This is a genomic window from Pantoea sp. PSNIH1 (genome assembly GCF_007680655.1).
Lineage (GTDB): Bacteria > Pseudomonadota > Gammaproteobacteria > Enterobacterales > Enterobacteriaceae > Pantoea > Pantoea eucrina.
In genome coordinates, this window is the sequence record NZ_VEIP01000003.1 from 1 (window position 1) to 17,333 (window position 17,333).

The 17,333-nt window shown below is 57.0% G+C and carries 14 protein-coding genes; 13 read left to right on the top strand and 1 reads right to left on the bottom strand.

Annotated features, from left to right (window positions below; translation table 11 throughout):
- Positions 1 to 498 precede the first annotated feature (498 nt).
- Positions 499 to 1,638, bottom strand: coding sequence for a tRNA epoxyqueuosine(34) reductase QueG (gene queG / locus FS690_RS09645; protein ID WP_145339500.1), 1,140 nt, complete (start codon positions 1,636 to 1,638; stop codon positions 499 to 501).
- Between queG and nnr the strand changes: the two genes are divergently transcribed.
- The 13 genes from nnr (at position 1,637) to rnr (ending at position 17,208) form a co-directional block, all read left to right on the top strand.
- On the top strand, positions 1,637 to 3,151 hold the full coding sequence (nnr, locus tag FS690_RS09650; protein ID WP_145339502.1) for a bifunctional ADP-dependent NAD(P)H-hydrate dehydratase/NAD(P)H-hydrate epimerase: 1,515 nt from the start codon (positions 1,637 to 1,639) through the stop codon (positions 3,149 to 3,151). The two genes, queG and nnr, sit on opposite strands and share 2 nt — an antisense overlap.
- A gap of 6 nt (positions 3,152 to 3,157) precedes the next feature.
- Entirely contained in the window at positions 3,158 to 3,631 is a 474-nt protein-coding gene (gene tsaE / locus FS690_RS09655; RefSeq protein ID WP_039380649.1) for a tRNA (adenosine(37)-N6)-threonylcarbamoyltransferase complex ATPase subunit type 1 TsaE, read from the top strand.
- On the top strand, positions 3,628 to 5,289 hold the full coding sequence (amiB, locus tag FS690_RS09660) for an N-acetylmuramoyl-L-alanine amidase AmiB (RefSeq protein WP_094111854.1): 1,662 nt from the start codon (positions 3,628 to 3,630) through the stop codon (positions 5,287 to 5,289). The genes tsaE and amiB overlap by 4 nt, the downstream gene beginning before the upstream one ends.
- Positions 5,290 to 5,329: 40 nt before the next feature.
- Entirely contained in the window at positions 5,330 to 7,219 is a 1,890-nt protein-coding gene (gene mutL / locus FS690_RS09665; RefSeq protein ID WP_145339504.1) for a DNA mismatch repair endonuclease MutL, read from the top strand.
- A complete protein-coding gene (gene miaA, locus FS690_RS09670) occupies positions 7,212 to 8,162 on the top strand; it encodes a tRNA (adenosine(37)-N6)-dimethylallyltransferase MiaA (RefSeq protein WP_094112182.1) in 951 nt (316 codons plus the stop codon). Before mutL ends, miaA begins: the two co-directional genes overlap by 8 nt.
- A gap of 100 nt (positions 8,163 to 8,262) precedes the next feature.
- Positions 8,263 to 8,577 (top strand): RNA chaperone Hfq, encoded by a 315-nt coding sequence (gene hfq / locus FS690_RS09675; protein ID WP_039380637.1) that lies wholly within the window; start codon positions 8,263 to 8,265, stop codon positions 8,575 to 8,577.
- An 80-nt stretch (positions 8,578 to 8,657) separates the two neighbouring features.
- Positions 8,658 to 9,938, top strand: coding sequence for a ribosome rescue GTPase HflX (gene hflX, locus FS690_RS09680; RefSeq protein ID WP_104085381.1), 1,281 nt, complete (start codon positions 8,658 to 8,660; stop codon positions 9,936 to 9,938).
- A 218-nt stretch (positions 9,939 to 10,156) separates the two neighbouring features.
- Positions 10,157 to 11,392, top strand: coding sequence for an FtsH protease activity modulator HflK (gene hflK, locus FS690_RS09685; RefSeq protein ID WP_145339506.1), 1,236 nt, complete (start codon positions 10,157 to 10,159; stop codon positions 11,390 to 11,392).
- Between the two features lie 3 nt (positions 11,393 to 11,395).
- Entirely contained in the window at positions 11,396 to 12,400 is a 1,005-nt protein-coding gene (gene hflC, locus FS690_RS09690) for a protease modulator HflC (RefSeq protein ID WP_039380630.1), read from the top strand.
- A 54-nt stretch (positions 12,401 to 12,454) separates the two neighbouring features.
- Positions 12,455 to 12,655 carry a DUF2065 family protein gene (locus FS690_RS09695; RefSeq protein WP_039380628.1) on the top strand — a complete coding sequence of 67 codons (201 nt, stop codon included), beginning with the start codon at positions 12,455 to 12,457 and terminating at the stop codon, positions 12,653 to 12,655.
- Positions 12,656 to 12,820: 165 nt separating this feature from the next.
- Complete coding sequence (locus FS690_RS09700; RefSeq protein WP_071669175.1) at positions 12,821 to 14,119, top strand: adenylosuccinate synthase; 1,299 nt, start codon at positions 12,821 to 12,823, stop codon at positions 14,117 to 14,119.
- 194 nt (positions 14,120 to 14,313) lie between these two features.
- Positions 14,314 to 14,757 (top strand): nitric oxide-sensing transcriptional repressor NsrR, encoded by a 444-nt coding sequence (nsrR, locus tag FS690_RS09705; protein ID WP_039380624.1) that lies wholly within the window; start codon positions 14,314 to 14,316, stop codon positions 14,755 to 14,757.
- A gap of 15 nt (positions 14,758 to 14,772) precedes the next feature.
- Complete coding sequence (gene rnr, locus FS690_RS09710) at positions 14,773 to 17,208, top strand: ribonuclease R (RefSeq protein WP_039380621.1); 2,436 nt, start codon at positions 14,773 to 14,775, stop codon at positions 17,206 to 17,208.
- Positions 17,209 to 17,333: the final 125 nt, after the last annotated feature.

The following is a 17,333-nucleotide window of genomic DNA, read 5'->3' on the forward strand; positions in this document are numbered from 1 at the left end:
GGAATAGCTCAGTTGGTAGAGCACGACCTTGCCAAGGTCGGGGTCGCGAGTTCGAGTCTCGTTTCCCGCTCCAGTTTTCTTATTCACGATTGTTTCCTGCCTGCGGGCGTCATCAGACATTAAGCACTGCTTTTGCTCTTTCTGCAGTCTGCGTTGTTCTGAACATTACACACGCTGTGTCAGCGTCGATATTGCCGATGGTTTGCTGCATACTGCTGCAAGTTATCCACAATTTGTCCGCGCCTGAAAGGCGGCGTTATACCCATCATGCAAAACCCTTTTAAACAGAGTTATCCACAAGCTCTGGCTCGACGCCTGCGCGTTATTCAGCAAATACAAGTTTACAATTTACATTCAAGTAATTGTTTTTATTATATAAATCACTATTTCATTATGTTAATGGTCTCTATAGACCACGCATGCCTGTGCGTCACTATTTTTATGAAAAAATCTTATGCACAGCGTGTGGACAAGCCTGTGTGCAGCAGATGCGCTCAATCATGCATCACGTGTCAGACCCTTTTCCACGGCGCGGACTAAACGCAGCGTTTTCGCAGGCTGCACCTCAATAGCCTCAGCTGCGCGCTTCTGCTGCTGCTGATCCAGCGCCCAGTCAATATGCTCATCCAGCAGCGGATCTTCACCGCGTCGCTGCTGCAGCGCCGCCACGCATTCAGCTGACCAGGGGGCATTGCCCAGCGCCACGGCAATGTTGCGCAGCCAGCGCAGATGACCGATTCGCCGGATTGCCGAGCCTTCCGTCACGCGCAGAAAACGCGCTTCGTCCCAGCCAAACAGCGCGGTCAGCTCTGGCGCATGCAGTACCGCACGCGGTGAAAAGTCCGCTTCATCCGTCAGCTGGCTGTAGCGGTTCCAGGGACAGATCAGCTGGCAGTCATCACAGCCATAAATACGGTTGCCGATGAGCGAACGCAACGCTTCAGGGATGGCGCCTTCCAGCTCAATGGTGAGGTAGGAGATACAGCGCCGCGCATCCACAACATAGGGCTCAACAATGGCCCCGGTCGGGCAGATCGTCATGCAGGCGACGCAGCGGCCACACTGCTCCTCCTGGGGAGCATCCACCGGCAGCGGCAGATCGATCAGCAGTTCACCAAGGAAAAACCATGAGCCCGCTTCACGATTCAGAATCAGTGAATGTTTTCCGGTCCAGCCGAGGCCCGCTTTCGCCGCCAGCTGCCGCTCCATTACGGGAGCGGAATCCACAAACGGGCGAAAATTGAGTTCACTGCAGTGCGCCTGGATCATTTCTCCGAGCTTTTTCAGACGATTGCGCAATACTTTGTGATAGTCGCGACCCAGCGCATAGCGGCTGACGTAGCCAAGCTGAGGATTTTTCAGGGTTTGGGCAAAAGCCGCTTTTGCGGGCAGATAGTTCATGCGGACGCTGATCACCCGCAGCGTGCCGGGCAACAGTTCATGCGGACGCGCACGCATCATGCCGTGGCGCGCCATCCATGCCATCTCCCCGTGATACTGCTTGTCCAGCCACGCCTGTAGCTTTGGCTCTTCAGCACGTAAATCGGTGTCGCAGATGCCGACCTGCTGAAAGCCGAGGTCGCGCCCCCACTGTTTAATCTGTTGAGCAAGCTGTTGAAGATCGAGAGGGTATGACATGAGAAACCAGGCAGTTGATGCAAACGCGCGCAGTTTACCACACTCTGTCTGGCCTGCGCAGGCCATGGCGCAGCTGGAGCAGGATGCAGCAGACAGCCTGGGGCTGACGCTTTATGAACTGATGCAGCGCGCCGGTCAGGCGAGCTTTACCCTGGCGCGTCAGAGCTGGCCAGAGGCCGGGCACTGGCTGATCCTGTGCGGCCACGGCAACAACGGCGGTGATGGCTACGTCATTGCGCGGCTGGCTCAGGCAGCCGGTATGGCGGTCACGCTGCTGGCGTGTGAGGGCAGCAGGCCGCTGCCTGATGAAGCACGGCAGGCGCGTGAAGCCTGGCTGGACGCAGGCGGCGAGATCCATGCCGCAGACAGCCCGTGGCCGGAGCAGATCGATTTGATTGTGGACGCGCTGCTGGGCACCGGCCTCAGCCGCGCGCCCGCGGCACCTTATGCACCCCTGATTGAAGCGATCAATCAGCACACCGCGCCGGTACTGGCTATCGATGTGCCGTCCGGCTTACTGGCGACGACCGGTGCCACGCCAGGCGCGGCGGTTGTCGCCAGTCGCACGCTGAGCATGATTGCGCTGAAGCCGGGTCTGCTGACGGGAAAAGCACGCGATCATGTCGGTGAGCTGCACTGCGATACGCTGGGCCTTGATGCCTGGCTCAGCGGGCAACAGGCGCCTGTCCGGCGCTATGCAGCGGAGCACCTGACGCGCTGGCTTAAACCGCGCCAGGCGACCTCGCATAAAGGCGATCACGGACAGCTGCTGATTATTGGCGGCGACAGCGGTACTGCCGGCGCCATCCGTATGACCGGCGAGGCGGCACTACGCAGCGGTGCCGGACTGGTGCGCGTGCTGACGCAGGCTGATAATATCGGTCCGCTTATTACCGCACGTCCTGAGCTGATGGTTGATGCATTTACGCGCGAAAAACTGCATAACGCGCTGGCGTGGGCGGACGTCGTGGCGATTGGGCCGGGTATGGGACAACGCGACTGGGCACAGCAGGCGCTGCAGCAGGTCGCGGCCTGTGAAAAGCCCATGCTTTGGGATGCAGATGCGCTTAACCTGCTGGCAATCAATCCGGATAACCGTCAGAATCGCATCATTACGCCGCATCCCGGCGAAGCGGCCCGGCTGCTCGGAGTAAAAACCAGTGAGATCGAGCACGATCGCCTGCAGGCCGCGCAGAACCTGGCCCGGCGTTATGGCGGAGTCGTGGTTCTGAAAGGCGCCGGTACGGTCATTGCCAGCGCCGCGGGCGATATTGCCATTGCTGATGTCGGTAACGCCGGTATGGCGTCGGGCGGCATGGGCGATACGCTGAGCGGTATCATTGCGGCCCTGCTGGGCCAGCAGCTTTCGCTGTTTGAAGCCGCCTGTGCGGGCTGCGTGGTACACGGCGCAGCGGCCGATGCAGTTGCCCGTCAGCACGGAACGCGCGGTATGTTAGCCACTGATTTGTTTGAGCAACTGTGGCAGTTTGTTAATCCAGAGATGATGCAATAATAACGCATGAAAACCTGTGTAATTTCTTTGCCCGATGAGGCGGCAACCCTGAAAATGGGTGCGCAACTGGCTCGCGTTTGCAGCAGCGCGGCCGTTATTTATCTGTATGGCGATCTGGGCGCCGGTAAAACGACGTTCAGCCGCGGCTTTCTGCAGGCGCTCGGTCATCAGGGCAATGTTAAAAGCCCGACCTATACGCTGGTTGAGCCCTATGAGATTGGCGATCGTACCCTCTATCATTTCGACCTCTATCGCCTGGCCGATCCGGAAGAGCTGGAGTTTATGGGTATCCGCGACTATTTCAGCGGTGAGGCGCTCTGTCTGGTTGAATGGCCGCAGCAGGGCGCAGGCTTTCTGCCCGAGCCCGATCTGTCACTGACGCTGCGTTATGCAGAAACGGGGCGTGAAGCAGAAATCACGGCGGTTTCCGCACACGGCGCCGTGCTGCTGGAGCAGATGCAGCAGGGAGATCCGGCATGAAGCCACGGATAAAAAGCATCGTGCTGGTCGTGCTCTGCCTGTTTTCCGCTACGTCATTTGCCGCCACGCTTTCAGATATTAAAGTTGAGAACGGGGCGAATCAGGCAACGGTGACGCTCAGCTTCAACGGCCAGCCGGTATACGGTTTTTTTCCGCTGCATAACCCTGACCGGGTGGTGCTGGATATTCGCCAGAGCGGCACGATCAAAGGGCTGCCGCTGAGCTTCAGCGGTGAAAACATCGTGCAGCGCATTCGCAACAGCCAGCCTAAAGATGCCCAGAGCATCCGGCTGGTATTTGATTTAAACCAGTCCACTAAAACGCGCGCTGCGACGCAGCGTGACGGCAATAATTATCGCGTGGTGTTTACCCTGCGCGGCACCCGGCCGGTAAACCGCAGCAGCACCGCAGCCGCGCCGGTTACCGCTGCGCGCCAGAGCGCCAGCGTAGCCAGCAGCCAGGGCAATCCGTTTGATGGCAATCCGGTCACCGCGGTGACCAACAGCAACACCACGATACGTCCGGGCGGCGCGGTTACCCTTAACGATGCGGTGATTGTGGCCATTGACGCCGGTCATGGCGGGCAGGATCCGGGGGCTATGGGGCAGCGCGGGCTGCGGGAAAAAAACGTTACTATCGCCATTGCACGCAAGCTTAAAGCGCTGCTGGATCGGGATCCGATGTTTAAACCGGTGCTGACGCGCAACGGCGATTACTTTATCTCGGTGATGGGACGTTCAGAGGTTGCCCGCAAAGAGAACGCCAATTTGCTGGTCTCTATTCACGCCGATGCGGCGCCAAACCACTCGGCAACCGGCGCTTCCGTCTGGGTGCTGTCAAACCGGCGCGCCAATAACGAAATGGCAAACTGGCTGGAGCAGAAAGAGAAACAGTCTGAGCTGCTGGGCGGAGCGGGCGATCTGCTGGCGAACAGCCAGGCCGATCCCTATCTCAGCCAGGCGGTGCTGGATCTGCAGTTTGGCCACTCACAGCGCGTCGGTTATGACGTAGCGGTCAAAGTTCTGCAGCAGTTACGCGGCATCACGCCGCTGCATAAACGGTTGCCGGAGCACGCCAGCCTTGGCGTGTTGCGTTCACCCGATATTCCATCTTTACTGGTTGAAACCGGCTTTATCAGTAACGCCGGGGAGGAGCGGCTGCTTGGCAGCAGTGCGTACCAGGAAAAAATTGCGCTGGCGATCCATAAAGGCCTGCGCAGTTATTTCCTCGCACATCCGTTACAGTCCGTCCCAAAGCAGGAAAACCGGCCGCTGGACAGCGCACCAGCGGTTAGCGTCGCCAGCAATCCCGCCAGCGGAACCGTACAGTATACGGGCGTGACGCAGCGCCACACGGTAACGCGCGGCGAAACGCTGTCGGGAATCGCCGCAAAGTATGGGGTCAGCATGGCGACGCTGCGCGATCTCAACAACCTGAAGCGCGACGTGGTCTGGGTGGGGCAGCGCCTGAAAGTACCTGCCGGCAGCCGCGTCAGCACGACGGCTGCACGCCCGGCGCGCCACAAAGTGGTTCGCGGTGATTCGCTGACGGCCATTGCCGTGCGTTACGGCGTGAGTCCGAAAGCGATTATGCAGGCCAATAATATGAAGTCAGACAATGTAATGCTGGGACAGAATTTAAAAATTCCTCAATCCTGATCGCTGGCCTTCGGGCCAGCAAGCTACAAGGATCACCACCATGCCTATACAGATTTTACCGCCGCAGCTGGCAAACCAGATTGCCGCTGGCGAAGTGGTTGAGCGTCCGGCATCGGTTGTAAAAGAGCTGGTGGAGAACAGCCTCGATGCCGGCGCAACGCGTATCGATATCGATATTGAAAAAGGCGGAGCCCGGCTGATTCGCATTCGCGATAATGGCTGCGGTATTCCCAAAGCAGAGCTGGCGATGGCGCTGGCGCGTCACGCTACCAGTAAAATTGCGTCGCTGGACGATCTCGAAGCGATAGCCAGCCTCGGCTTTCGCGGTGAAGCGCTGGCCAGCATCAGTTCAGTTTCCCGTCTGACGCTGACCTCACGCACCGCCGATCAGCAGGAAGCGTGGCAGGCGTACGCCGAAGGGCGTGATATGCAGGTCACCGTTAAGCCGGCGGCCCATCCGGTGGGAACCTCGCTGGAGGTGCTGGATCTGTTCTACAACACGCCGGCCCGGCGCAAATTTATGCGCACGGAAAAAACGGAGTTCACCCATATTGATGAAGTGATCCGTCGCATTGCGCTGGCGCGTTTTGACGTCGCGATTTCGCTCACGCACAACGGTAAACTGGTGCGTCAGTACCGCGGCGTGACGCAGACGTCGCAACAGGAACGACGTCTGGGCGCGATCTGCGGTACGGCATTTATGCAGCATGCGCTGCGTATCGACTGGCAGCATGACGATCTCGCGCTACGCGGCTGGGTAGCCGATCCGGCTGGCGCGCGGCAAACTCCGGACCTGCAATATTGCTACGTCAACGGTCGTATGATGCGCGACAAGCTGATCAACCATGCCATCCGCCAGGCCTGGCAGGCCCAGGGGGGCGACGATCAGCAGCCTGCCTATGTACTCTATCTGGAGATCGACCCGCATCAGGTTGATGTCAACGTTCATCCTGCCAAGCATGAAGTGCGCTTTCACCAGTCGCGACTGGTGCATGACTTTATCTGGCAGGGCGTGATGAGCGTGCTGCAGGCGAGCCGCAGTGCGGAGCTGCCGGAAGTCGCGGTAAAAGAGCCTGCTGCACCGTGGCAGCCAGAGAACCGTCAGGCTGCCGGCGGTAACCATTTTGCTCAGCCTGCCGCTGCCCCATCCCGGCCTGACGACGCCGCCGCCAGCCCGCGCGATCGTGCGCCTGCCCGCAGCGGAAACGCGGGCGCAGGCTGGCAGCATAAAGAACCCGCGTATCGCGCCCGTGAGGGCGCCGCGTATCAGCAGTTGCTGAAGACGCCCTCAGCCGCACCCGCGGCACCGACACCGGCTCCGGCAGCCCCACAGAGAACGCGCGAGCCCACAGCTGGTGCACCGCTGGCCGCGCACGCGCAGAGTTTTGGCCGCGTGCTCAGCGTCGTCCGCGAGCGCTATGCGCTGCTGGAGCGGGGCGCAGCGCTCCAGCTACTCTCGCTGTCCGTCGCTTCGCGCTGGCTAAAGCAGGCGCAGCTTCAGCCGGGGGAGGAGGGGCTGCGGCCGCAGCCGCTGCTGATACCGGTACGCCTGAAAATTGCCGCCAGTGAGCAGGAGGTTATTACCACCCGGGCTGCGCTGCTGCAGCAGATGGGTATTGATTTGCAGCGGGATGGGCAGCATGTCACCCTGCGCGCGGTGCCTTTACCGTTAAGAACACAAAATTTACAAATCTTGATTCCAGAACTGTTAGGCTACCTGGCCCGGCAGCAAGAGGTTTCTGCGTCCATGCTGGCTCAGTGGCTGGCACGTCGTGAGGATGCAGAGGAGCCACACTGGAATCACTCGCAGGCGATTGCGCTACTGGCGGAGCTGGAACGGCTCTGTCCGCAGCTGCTGAAGTCACCGCCTTCAGGTCTGTTACAGACCCTGGATATTGAGAGCGCGATTAACGCGTTAAAGCATGAGTGAACTAAACCAGGCTGGCCGGCCAAAGGCTATTTTTTTGATGGGGCCAACCGCCTCTGGCAAAACCGCGCTGGCCATTGCATTACGCCAGCAGCTGCCGGTAGAGCTGATTAGCGTTGACTCCGCCCTGATCTATCGCGGGATGGATATAGGAACAGCAAAACCTTCAGCTGAAGAGCAGGCGCTGGCTCCTCACCGTCTGCTGGACATACGCGATCCGGCGGAGAGTTATTCTGCCGCTGAATTTCGTCGCGATGCGCTGGCAGAAATGGCGGAGATTACCCGGGAAGGTAAAATTCCGCTGCTTGTTGGTGGAACCATGCTCTACTTTAAGGCGTTGCTTGAAGGATTGTCGCCGCTGCCCCCGGCCGATCCGCAAATACGTCAGCAAATAGAGCAAACGGCGGCTGAACAAGGGTGGGAAACCCTGCACCGCCAGCTGTGTGAAATCGATCCGGTCGCCGGCAGTCGTATTCATCCGAATGATCCGCAGAGACTTTCGCGAGCACTGGAAGTTTTTTTTATTTCGGGTAAAACTTTAACGGAACTGACAAAAACGTCCGGTGAAGCGCTACCCTACGATGTGCACCAGTTTGCGATCGCTCCGGCGCATCGTGAAATGCTGCACCAGCGCATTGCAATGCGTTACGACCAGATGTTAGCGTCAGGCTTTGAGGCGGAGGCTCGTGCCCTTTTTGCGCGAGGTGATTTGCATACGGATATGCCTTCCATTCGTTGTGTCGGTTATCGCCAGATGTGGTCTTATCTTTCAGGCGAAATCAGCTATGACGATATGGTTTATCGGGGAATTTGCGCCACCCGGCAGTTAGCCAAGCGCCAGATGACCTGGTTACGAGGCTGGGAAGGTGTGCACTGGTTAGACAGTGATGCGCCTGAAACAGCCCGCGACACGGTACTTCAGGTAGTTAGTGCTAAGCAGGGCTGATTGTGTACAATTGATCGGTTAGCGTGCGCAAATTTTTACGCAGTTTTTCTGAACCACGGTTCTTAAGTAACAAACAACAAGCATATAAGGAAAAGATAGAATGGCTAAGGGGCAATCATTACAAGACCCGTTTCTGAACGCACTGCGTCGTGAACGTGTTCCGGTTTCGATTTATCTGGTGAACGGCATTAAGCTGCAGGGACAAATTGAGTCTTTCGATCAGTTCGTTATTTTACTGAAAAACACAGTGAGCCAGATGGTGTATAAGCACGCCATCTCTACCGTGGTTCCTTCGCGTCCGGTTTCGCATCACAGTAATAATGCGGGCGGCGGCGGTAGCAGTAACTACCACCACGGCGGAAGCAATCAGAGCGCTCAATCGCAGCCACAACAAGACGGTGATAGCGCAGAGTAAGTTTGCGTAGCCGTAAAGCCAGGGCCGGGGAGCAATCAGGTTTTCCCGTCCTGGTTATTTTATTTTAGCGAGGTTATAGCTTGTTTGACCGTTATGATGCCGGTGAGCAGGCCGTACTGGTACACATCTGGTTCTCCCAAGACAAAGAGCTGGAAGATTTGCAGGAGTTTGAAACTCTTGTCTCTTCTGCGGGCGTCGATGCACTGCAGGTCATTACCGGCAGTCGTAAAGCGCCACATCCCAAATATTTTGTCGGTGAAGGAAAGGCAGTTGAAATTGCCGATGCGGTAAAAGCGAGTGGAGCATCGGTCGTATTATTCGATCATGCCTTATCTCCTGCTCAGGAACGTAATCTCGAGCGTCTGTGCGAATGTCGTGTTATCGATCGCACCGGCTTAATTCTCGACATCTTTGCGCAGCGCGCCCGTACCCATGAAGGGAAATTACAGGTCGAGCTGGCGCAGCTACGCCATCTGGCCACCCGCCTGGTGCGCGGCTGGACACACCTTGAACGTCAGAAAGGCGGCATCGGACTACGTGGACCCGGTGAAACTCAGCTGGAAACTGACCGGCGCTTGCTGCGCGGTCGCATCAGCCAGATCCTGTCGCGGCTTGAGCGTGTTGAAAAGCAGCGTGAACAGGGACGTCAGGCGCGTGCCAAAGCTGATGTGCCTACTGTTTCGCTGGTGGGTTACACCAACGCCGGAAAATCCACCCTGTTTAACGCGGTAACGTCTGCCAATGTGTATGCGGCGGATCAGCTGTTTGCCACGCTCGATCCAACCCTGCGCCGTCTTAATGTCGCCGACGTAGGCGAGGTGGTGCTGGCCGATACCGTCGGTTTTATCCGCCATCTTCCGCACGATCTGGTCGCGGCGTTTAAAGCAACGCTGCAGGAGACCCGCCAGGCAACTCTGCTGCTGCACGTCATCGATGCCGCTGATTTACGCGTTACCGACAACATTGACGCCGTGAATGAAGTGCTGGCTGAAATTGAGGCGGATGAGATCCCCTCGCTGCTGGTTATGAACAAAATCGATATGCTGGATGGGTTTGAACCGCGTATCGATCGCGATGAAGAGCAGCGCCCGACGCGCGTATGGCTCTCAGCGCAAAACGGCGTCGGTCTGGAGCTATTGTGGCAGGCGCTCTCAGAACGGCTGGCAGGTGAGATTGCGCAGTATGAACTGCGTTTGCCACCTGAAGCAGGACGTCTGCGTAGCCGCTTTTACCAGCTGCAGGCGATAGAAAAAGAGTGGAATGAAGAAGATGGCAGTACGGGTTTGCAGGTGCGTATGCCGATTATCGACTGGCATCGCTTATGCAAACAGGAGCCGTTGCTAACCAGTTATATTGTTTGATATTGCCCAAACGCCTTTATCTGACACATGAGAATGGTGCTGTAAGTATGACTGCAGGCTGTCTGCGCCGGAACAGGGTTTCGCGGGCGCAACGTCAACTGCGCGCATGACCGGATGCTTACCTCTGTAGCGGATCCGGCGGCGGGCAGGCAGTTCACCACGCGGCGGCAGGCGACGTGAAAGGTAAAACACGTAAATACAATAAATGGAGTAGAAACATGGCGTGGAATCAGCCCGGAAATAACGGACAGGACCGCGACCCGTGGGGAAGCAGCAATAATCAAGGCGGCAACTCTGGGGGGAATAAAGGAGGGCGCGAGCAGGGGCCTCCCGATCTGGATGATATCTTCCGTAAGCTGAGTAAAAAACTCGGCGGACTGGGCGGTGGCAAACAGAACGATAACGGTCAGCGCAGCGGCGGTAGCGGTGGCAAACTGGTTGGCATTGCAGGCGCAGCCGTAGTGATTATCTGGGCGGCAAGCGGCTTCTACACCATCAAAGAAGCGGAACGCGGTGTTGTAACCCGTTTTGGCAAATTCAGTCATCTGGTTGAGCCTGGCCTCAACTGGAAGCCGACATTTATTGATAACGTACGCGCTGTCAACGTTGAAGCCGTGCGCGAGCTGGCTGCATCAGGCGTGATGCTGACATCCGATGAAAACGTGGTACGCGTTGAGATGAACGTCCAGTATCGCGTGACCGATCCGGAGCGCTATCTCTATGCAGTAACCAGCGCGGATGACAGCCTGCGTCAGGCCACCGACAGCGCGCTGCGTGGCGTGATTGGTCGTTCCACCATGGACCGCATTCTGACCGAAGGGCGTACCGTGGTGCGTAGCGATACGCAGCGTGAGATTGACGAAACGATTCGCCCCTACAATATGGGGATCACCCTGCTTGACGTAAACTTCCAGGCGGCGCGCCCACCGGAAGAGGTAAAAGCCGCGTTTGATGATGCGATCGCCGCACGCGAAAACCGTGAGCAGTATGTGCGTGAAGCAGAAGCCTATGCCAACGAAGTGCAGCCGCGTGCCAACGGTCAGGCGCAGCGTATTCTGGAAGAAGCGCGAGCGTACAAAGAGCGCACCGTACTGGAAGCGCAGGGTGAGGTTGCCCGTTTTGCGCGTCTGCTGCCGGAGTACAAGGCGGCACCACAAATCACCAAAGAGCGCCTCTATATCGAAACCATGGAGCGCGTGCTGAGTCATACGCGTAAAGTGCTGGTTAACGATCGCAGCAACAATCTGATGGTACTGCCGCTCGACCAGCTGCTGCGCAACGGCCAGTCAGGCAGCCAGAGCAGTCAGAACAACACTAACCTGATGAAATTGCCTTCGTCGCCAGGCAGCAGTGCCGATCGCAACAGTAACTCATCTTATAGTCCGGACAGCGTCATGGACCAGCGTCGCGCAAACGCGCTGCGCAACGATACCCAGCGCGAAGGGAGGGAGTAACCGATGCGTAAGCCAATCATCGCCGTAATTATCGTAGTGCTGGTGGTGCTCTACGCGTCACTGTTTGTTGTGCAGGAGGGCCAGCGCGGTATCGTGCTGCGTTTTGGTAAAGTCCTGCGCGACGACGAGAATAAGCCACAGGTTTATTCGCCGGGTCTGCACTTTAAAATCCCATTCATTGAAACCGTGAAATCGCTGGATGCGCGTATCCAGACCATGGATAACCAGGCCGATCGCTTTGTCACTAAAGAGAAGAAAGATCTGATCGTCGACTCTTATATCAAGTGGCGTATCAGCGACTTCAGTCGCTACTACCTGGCAACGGGCGGTGGCGATATCTCTCAGGCTGAGGTGCTGCTGAAACGTAAGTTCAGCGACCGTCTGCGTTCAGAAATGGGCCGCCTCGATGTGAAAGATATTGTGACCGATTCGCGTGGCCGTCTGACCACTGACGTACGCGATGCGCTGAACACGGGCAGCGCGGGTAACGATGATGAAGTTCAGACGCCGGCAGCAGATGATGCCATCGCCAGCGCTGCCGCACGCGTTGAGCGCGAAACCAATAGCAGCGAGCCTGCGCCAAATCCAAACAGTATGGCGGCGCTGGGTATTCAGGTTGTTGATGTGCGTATTAAGCAGATCAACCTGCCAACTGAAGTCTCTGACGCTATCTACAACCGCATGCGCGCCGAGCGTGAAGCGGTTGCCCGTAGCCAGCGTTCACAGGGGCAGGAAGAGGCAGAAAAACTGCGTGCACAGGCTGATTACCAGGTAACCCGTACGCTGGCTGAAGCGCAGCGTCAGGCGCTGATCTCGCGCGGTGAAGGGGATGGTGAAGCCGCCAAGCTGTTCGCCGATGCCTTCAGTCAGGATCCTGATTTCTATGCGTTCATTCGCAGCCTGCGGGCGTATGAAAACAGCTTTGCGGATAATCAGGACGTCATGGTGCTGAGCCCGGATAGCGATTTCTTCCGCTATATGAAAGCACCGACCAACGTTTCACGATAAGCGCTTATAAAGCCAGGGCCGACACTGATGTCGGCCCTTTTTTTTGGATAACGTATGAATTCAACCATCTGGATGGCGCTTGCGCTGGTGCTGATACTGGAAGGCGCAGGGCCGATGTTAATGCCGCGACTCTGGCGGCGCATGATCCTTTCTCTGACGCAGCTGCCTGACCGCCTGCTGCATCGTTTTGGCGGTGGACTGGTGGTGGCGGGCGTGGTGATTTACTGCCTGTTCAGCCAGCATATGCAGGGATAATCGCGCCGCTTACCGGTTAAGTTGTGCCTGTCAGGCCGAGCCTCCCCAACATGTTGTGAGCTGAACAAAAGGCAGGCAAAAAACAGCGCAAACGTGTGCTAAAAGTGCTGAAACTGTGAAAAACCGATGGTAGAATCCATTTTTAAGCAATCGGTGATTTTAGAAATGGGTAAGAACGTCGTCGTACTGGGCACCCAATGGGGTGACGAAGGTAAAGGTAAAATCGTAGACCTTCTGACTGAACGCGCTAATTATGTGGTGCGTTACCAGGGTGGCCACAATGCAGGCCATACACTTGTCATCAACGGTGAAAAAACCGTCCTCCACTTAATTCCTTCTGGCATCCTGCGTGAAAATGTTACCAGCATCATTGGTAACGGGGTGGTATTGTCACCTGAAGCGCTGATGAAAGAGATGAATGGTCTGGAAGCGCGCGGTGTGCCGGTACGTGAACGTCTGCTGATTTCTGAAGCCTGCCCGCTGATCCTGCAATATCACGTTGCAATGGATCTGGCACGCGAAAAAGCGCGCGGTGCCAAAGCGATCGGTACCACGGGCCGCGGTATCGGGCCTGCCTATGAAGATAAAGTGGCGCGTCGCGGCCTGCGGGTCAGCGATCTGTTCAACAAAGAGACCTTTGCAGCCAAGCTGAAAGAGATTGTTGATTTCTACAACTTCCAGCTGGTGAACTACTACAAAACCGATGCCGTTGACTACGAAAAAGTGCTGAGCGACGTGATGGCCGTAGCGGACATCCTGACCAGCATGGTAGTGGACGTATCCGATCTGCTGGATGGCGCGCGCAAGCGTGGCGATCTGATCATGTTTGAAGGTGCGCAGGGTACCCTGCTGGATATCGACCACGGTACTTACCCCTATGTGACTTCCTCTAACACCACCGCAGGCGGCGTGGCAACCGGCTCCGGTATCGGTCCGCGCTATGTCGACTACGTGCTGGGTATCGTGAAAGCCTACTCCACCCGCGTCGGAGCGGGTCCGTTCCCGACCGAGCTGTTTGATGAGACCGGTGAGTTTCTGTGCAAGCAGGGCAATGAGTTTGGTGCCACTACCGGCCGCCGTCGCCGTACCGGCTGGCTTGATGCGGTTGCTGTACGCCGTGCCGTACAGATTAACTCGCTTTCCGGCTTCTGCATGACCAAACTGGACGTGCTGGATGGCCTGAAAGAGGTTAAAATCTGTGTCGGCTACCGTATGCCGGATGGCCGCGAGATGACCACTACGCCGCTGGCAGCTGAAGGCTGGGAAGGTATCGAACCGATTTACGAAACTCTGCCTGGCTGGAGTGAGACCACCTTTGGTGTCAAAACCGTGGAGGGTCTGCCCCAGGCCGCACGTGATTACATCAAGCGTGTCGAAGAAGTAACCGGTGTGCCGGTTGATATTATCTCAACGGGCCCGGACCGTAGTGAGACCATGATTCTGCGCGATCCTTTCGACGCATAATCTTCTCAGGCCGGACATGTTCCGGCCTCTGTTTATCCGCTGTCTGCTTCCGCTCACTCTGTTTTTTTCGGCTCAGGACCACACGGGCATGAAAAAAGCGCTCCGGGTTTTTCCGCACTGGTTTATCATCATTGTTAATCGAAGCGCGCAGCTGGCGCTAAAACTAAAAAATCTGATGGTTTACTGAGGTATATGTGCAGCTAACAAGTTTTACCGATTATGGTCTGCGCGCACTGATTTACATGGCTACGCTGCCCGAGGGCAGGCAGACTAACATTACTGAAGTCACCGATACTTACGGCGTATCGCGTAACCATATGGTAAAAATCATCAATCAACTGAGCCGGGCCGGCTTTGTAGCTGCTACACGCGGCAAAAACGGCGGAATTCGTTTAGGTATGGACCCGGAAAAAATTATTATTGGCGACGTTGTCAGAAAGATGGAGCCGCTGCAGTTAGTTAACTGTGACACCTGCGCCATCACCCCAGCCTGCCGCTTACGTAAGGCGCTTAATGACGCCGTGCAGTTATTTTTGCAGGAGCTGGATAACTATACGCTGGCCGATCTGGTAAGAAACAACGATTCGCTCTACCACATCCTATTGTCCGAACCGCCGGTGGCAATCCACTCCAAATGACATCGGAGGAACCTAATGTCAAAAGATCCTTTTCAGGACAGAGAAGCTGAAAAATATGATAACCCGATCCCCAGCCGCGAATTTATTCTCGGGCTGCTGGAGCAGCGGGAAAAACCAGCCAGCCGCGAAGAGATTGCGGGGGCGTTAAACATCACCAGTGAAGATCAGCTGGAGGCGCTGCGCCGTCGTCTGCGCGCAATGGAGCGTGACGGTCAGCTGGTCTTTACCCGTCGTCAGTGCTATGCGCTGCCGGAACGCCTCGACCTGCTGCGCGGCAAAGTGATTGGCCATCGTGACGGCTACGGCTTTTTACGCGCTGAAGGGCAAAAAGATGACTTCTATCTTTCCGCCGAACAGATGAAATTCTGCCTGCATGGCGACGTGATCCTGGCGCAGCCAGGCGGTGCCGATCGTAAAGGTCGCCGTGAAGCGCGCGTGGTGCGGGTGCTTGAACCGCGCAACAGCCAGATTGTCGGCCGCTACTTTACCGATGCCGGCACGGGCTTCGTGGTGCCGGACGATAGCCGTCTGAGCTTTGATATTCTTATTCCGCAGGACGCAACGCTTGATGCCCGGATGGGCTCTGTTGTCGTGGTCGAGATTGTGCAGCGCGCCACGCGCCGCACCAAAGCTATCGGTAAAGTCACCGAAATCCTCGGCGACAATATGGGCACCGGTCTGGCAGTTGATATGGCGCTGCGTACGCATGAAATTCCGCACACCTGGCCGGAAGAGGTCGAAAGAGAGATTGCGAAGCTGAAAGAAGAGGTGCCGGAAGCGGCGAAGCAGGGACGTATCGATCTGCGTCAGCTGCCGCTGGTTACCATTGATGGCGAAGATGCCCGCGACTTCGATGATGCCGTCTACTGCGAGAAAAAGCGCGGTGGTGGCTGGCGCCTGTGGGTAGCGATCGCTGACGTAAGTTACTACGTGCGGCCGGGTACGGCGCTGGATGACGAAGCGCATCAGCGCGGAACATCAGTCTACTTCCCGTCGCAGGTCGTGCCGATGCTGCCTGAGATCCTCTCCAACGGCCTCTGCTCGCTGAATCCGCAGGTTGACCGCCTTTGCATGGTCTGTGAGATGACTATCTCTGCCAGCGGTAAACTGACCGGCTATAAGCATTATGAAGCGGTGATGAACTCACACGCGCGACTGACCTATAACAAAGTCTGGAATATCCTGCAGGGTAATCCCGAGCTGCGTGAGCAGTATGCGGCACAGGTAAAACATCTCGAAGAGCTGCACGCTATGTACGAGGTGCTGGAAACCGCACGCGAGCAGCGCGGTGGCATCTCATTTGAAACGGAAGAAGCGAAGTTTATCTTCAACGCTGAGCGCCGTATTGAGCGCGTTGAGCGCACGGTACGTAACGACGCGCATAAACTTATCGAAGAGTGCATGATCCTCGCTAACATTGCGTCTGCCCGCTTTGTGGAGAAACACCAGGAGCCGGCGCTGTTCCGCGATCACGATCGTCCGAGTGAAGACAGCATCACCAGTTTCCGCACCGTACTGAGCGAGCTGGGTCTGAGCCTGCCGGGCGGCGCAAAACCGCAGCCTGTGGACTACGCCGAACTGCTGGATCAGATCGCCGAGCGTCCGGATGCTGAGATGCTGCAGACCATGCTGCTGCGCTCCATGAAACAGGCGGTCTACGATCCGGAAAACCGCGGACACTTTGGTCTGGCGCTGGCTTCTTACGCCCACTTTACTTCGCCGATCCGCCGCTATCCGGATCTGCTGCTGCACCGGGCGATTAAATATCTGCTGGCAAAAGAGCAGGGCATGGAAAACGGTATCACTACGCCGAACGGCGGCTACCACTATGATATGCAGCAGATGCTGCAGCTGGGTCAGCACTGTTCGATGACCGAGCGCCGCGCTGATGAAGCGACGCGCGACGTTGCTGACTGGCTGAAGTGCGACTTCATGCAGGATCAGGTGGGCAATGTGTTTAACGGCGTGATCTCCAGCGTGACCGGCTTTGGCTTCTTTGTGCGGCTGAGCGATCTGTTCATCGATGGCCTGGTGCATGTCTCCACGCTGGATAACGACTACTATCGCTTTGATGCCGTCGGACAGCGTCTGATCGGCGAATCGGGCGGCCGTACCTATCGTCTTGGCGATGCGGTGGAAGTGCGCGTGGATGCGGTGCACATGGATGAGCGTAAAATCGATTTTGCACTGATCTCCAGCAAGCGCGTGCCGCGTGGCGAAGGCAAAACCGCGCGGGAACGCGAGAAGCGCAGCGGCAAGCCTGCCACAAAGCGCCGTCGCGACGCGGGTAAAAAAGGCAACTTTGAACCGGATGCGGCTTTCCGTGGTGAAAAGAAACCGGCTGCTGCGCAGAAAAGTGAGAAAAAAGGCAATAAAGTCTCTGAGAAAACCCGTAAAATCGCCGCCGCCACTAAGGCTAAGCGGGCATCAAAAAAAAGCAGCGCGACCTGATGGTCACCGGATTGTCCTGACAGGCAATCCGGGTATGCTTTACGCGCTGTACCAGATGCGCCGCCGCGCGCATCCTGAACCCGGATCTCAGCGATCGCTGTTCTAACCCAATCTTGAGCAAAATA

Bases quoted from the DNA above. Each gene is read 5' to 3' on its own strand.
- nnr (WP_145339502.1), top strand. From the start codon at position 1,637: ATGAGAAACCAGGCAGTTGATGCAAACGCGCGCAGTTTACCACACTCT.
- tsaE (WP_039380649.1), top strand. From the start codon at position 3,158: ATGAAAACCTGTGTAATTTCTTTGCCCGATGAGGCGGCAACCCTGAAA.
- hfq (WP_039380637.1), top strand. From the start codon at position 8,263: ATGGCTAAGGGGCAATCATTACAAGACCCGTTTCTGAACGCACTGCGT.
- queG (WP_145339500.1), bottom strand. From the start codon at position 1,638: ATGTCATACCCTCTCGATCTTCAACAGCTTGCTCAACAGATTAAACAG.
- FS690_RS09695 (WP_039380628.1), top strand. From the start codon at position 12,455: ATGAATTCAACCATCTGGATGGCGCTTGCGCTGGTGCTGATACTGGAA.
- mutL (WP_145339504.1), top strand. From the start codon at position 5,330: ATGCCTATACAGATTTTACCGCCGCAGCTGGCAAACCAGATTGCCGCT.
- miaA (WP_094112182.1), top strand. From the start codon at position 7,212: ATGAGTGAACTAAACCAGGCTGGCCGGCCAAAGGCTATTTTTTTGATG.
- hflC (WP_039380630.1), top strand. From the start codon at position 11,396: ATGCGTAAGCCAATCATCGCCGTAATTATCGTAGTGCTGGTGGTGCTC.
- hflK (WP_145339506.1), top strand. From the start codon at position 10,157: ATGGCGTGGAATCAGCCCGGAAATAACGGACAGGACCGCGACCCGTGG.
- amiB (WP_094111854.1), top strand. From the start codon at position 3,628: ATGAAGCCACGGATAAAAAGCATCGTGCTGGTCGTGCTCTGCCTGTTT.
- FS690_RS09700 (WP_071669175.1), top strand. From the start codon at position 12,821: ATGGGTAAGAACGTCGTCGTACTGGGCACCCAATGGGGTGACGAAGGT.
- rnr (WP_039380621.1), top strand. From the start codon at position 14,773: ATGTCAAAAGATCCTTTTCAGGACAGAGAAGCTGAAAAATATGATAAC.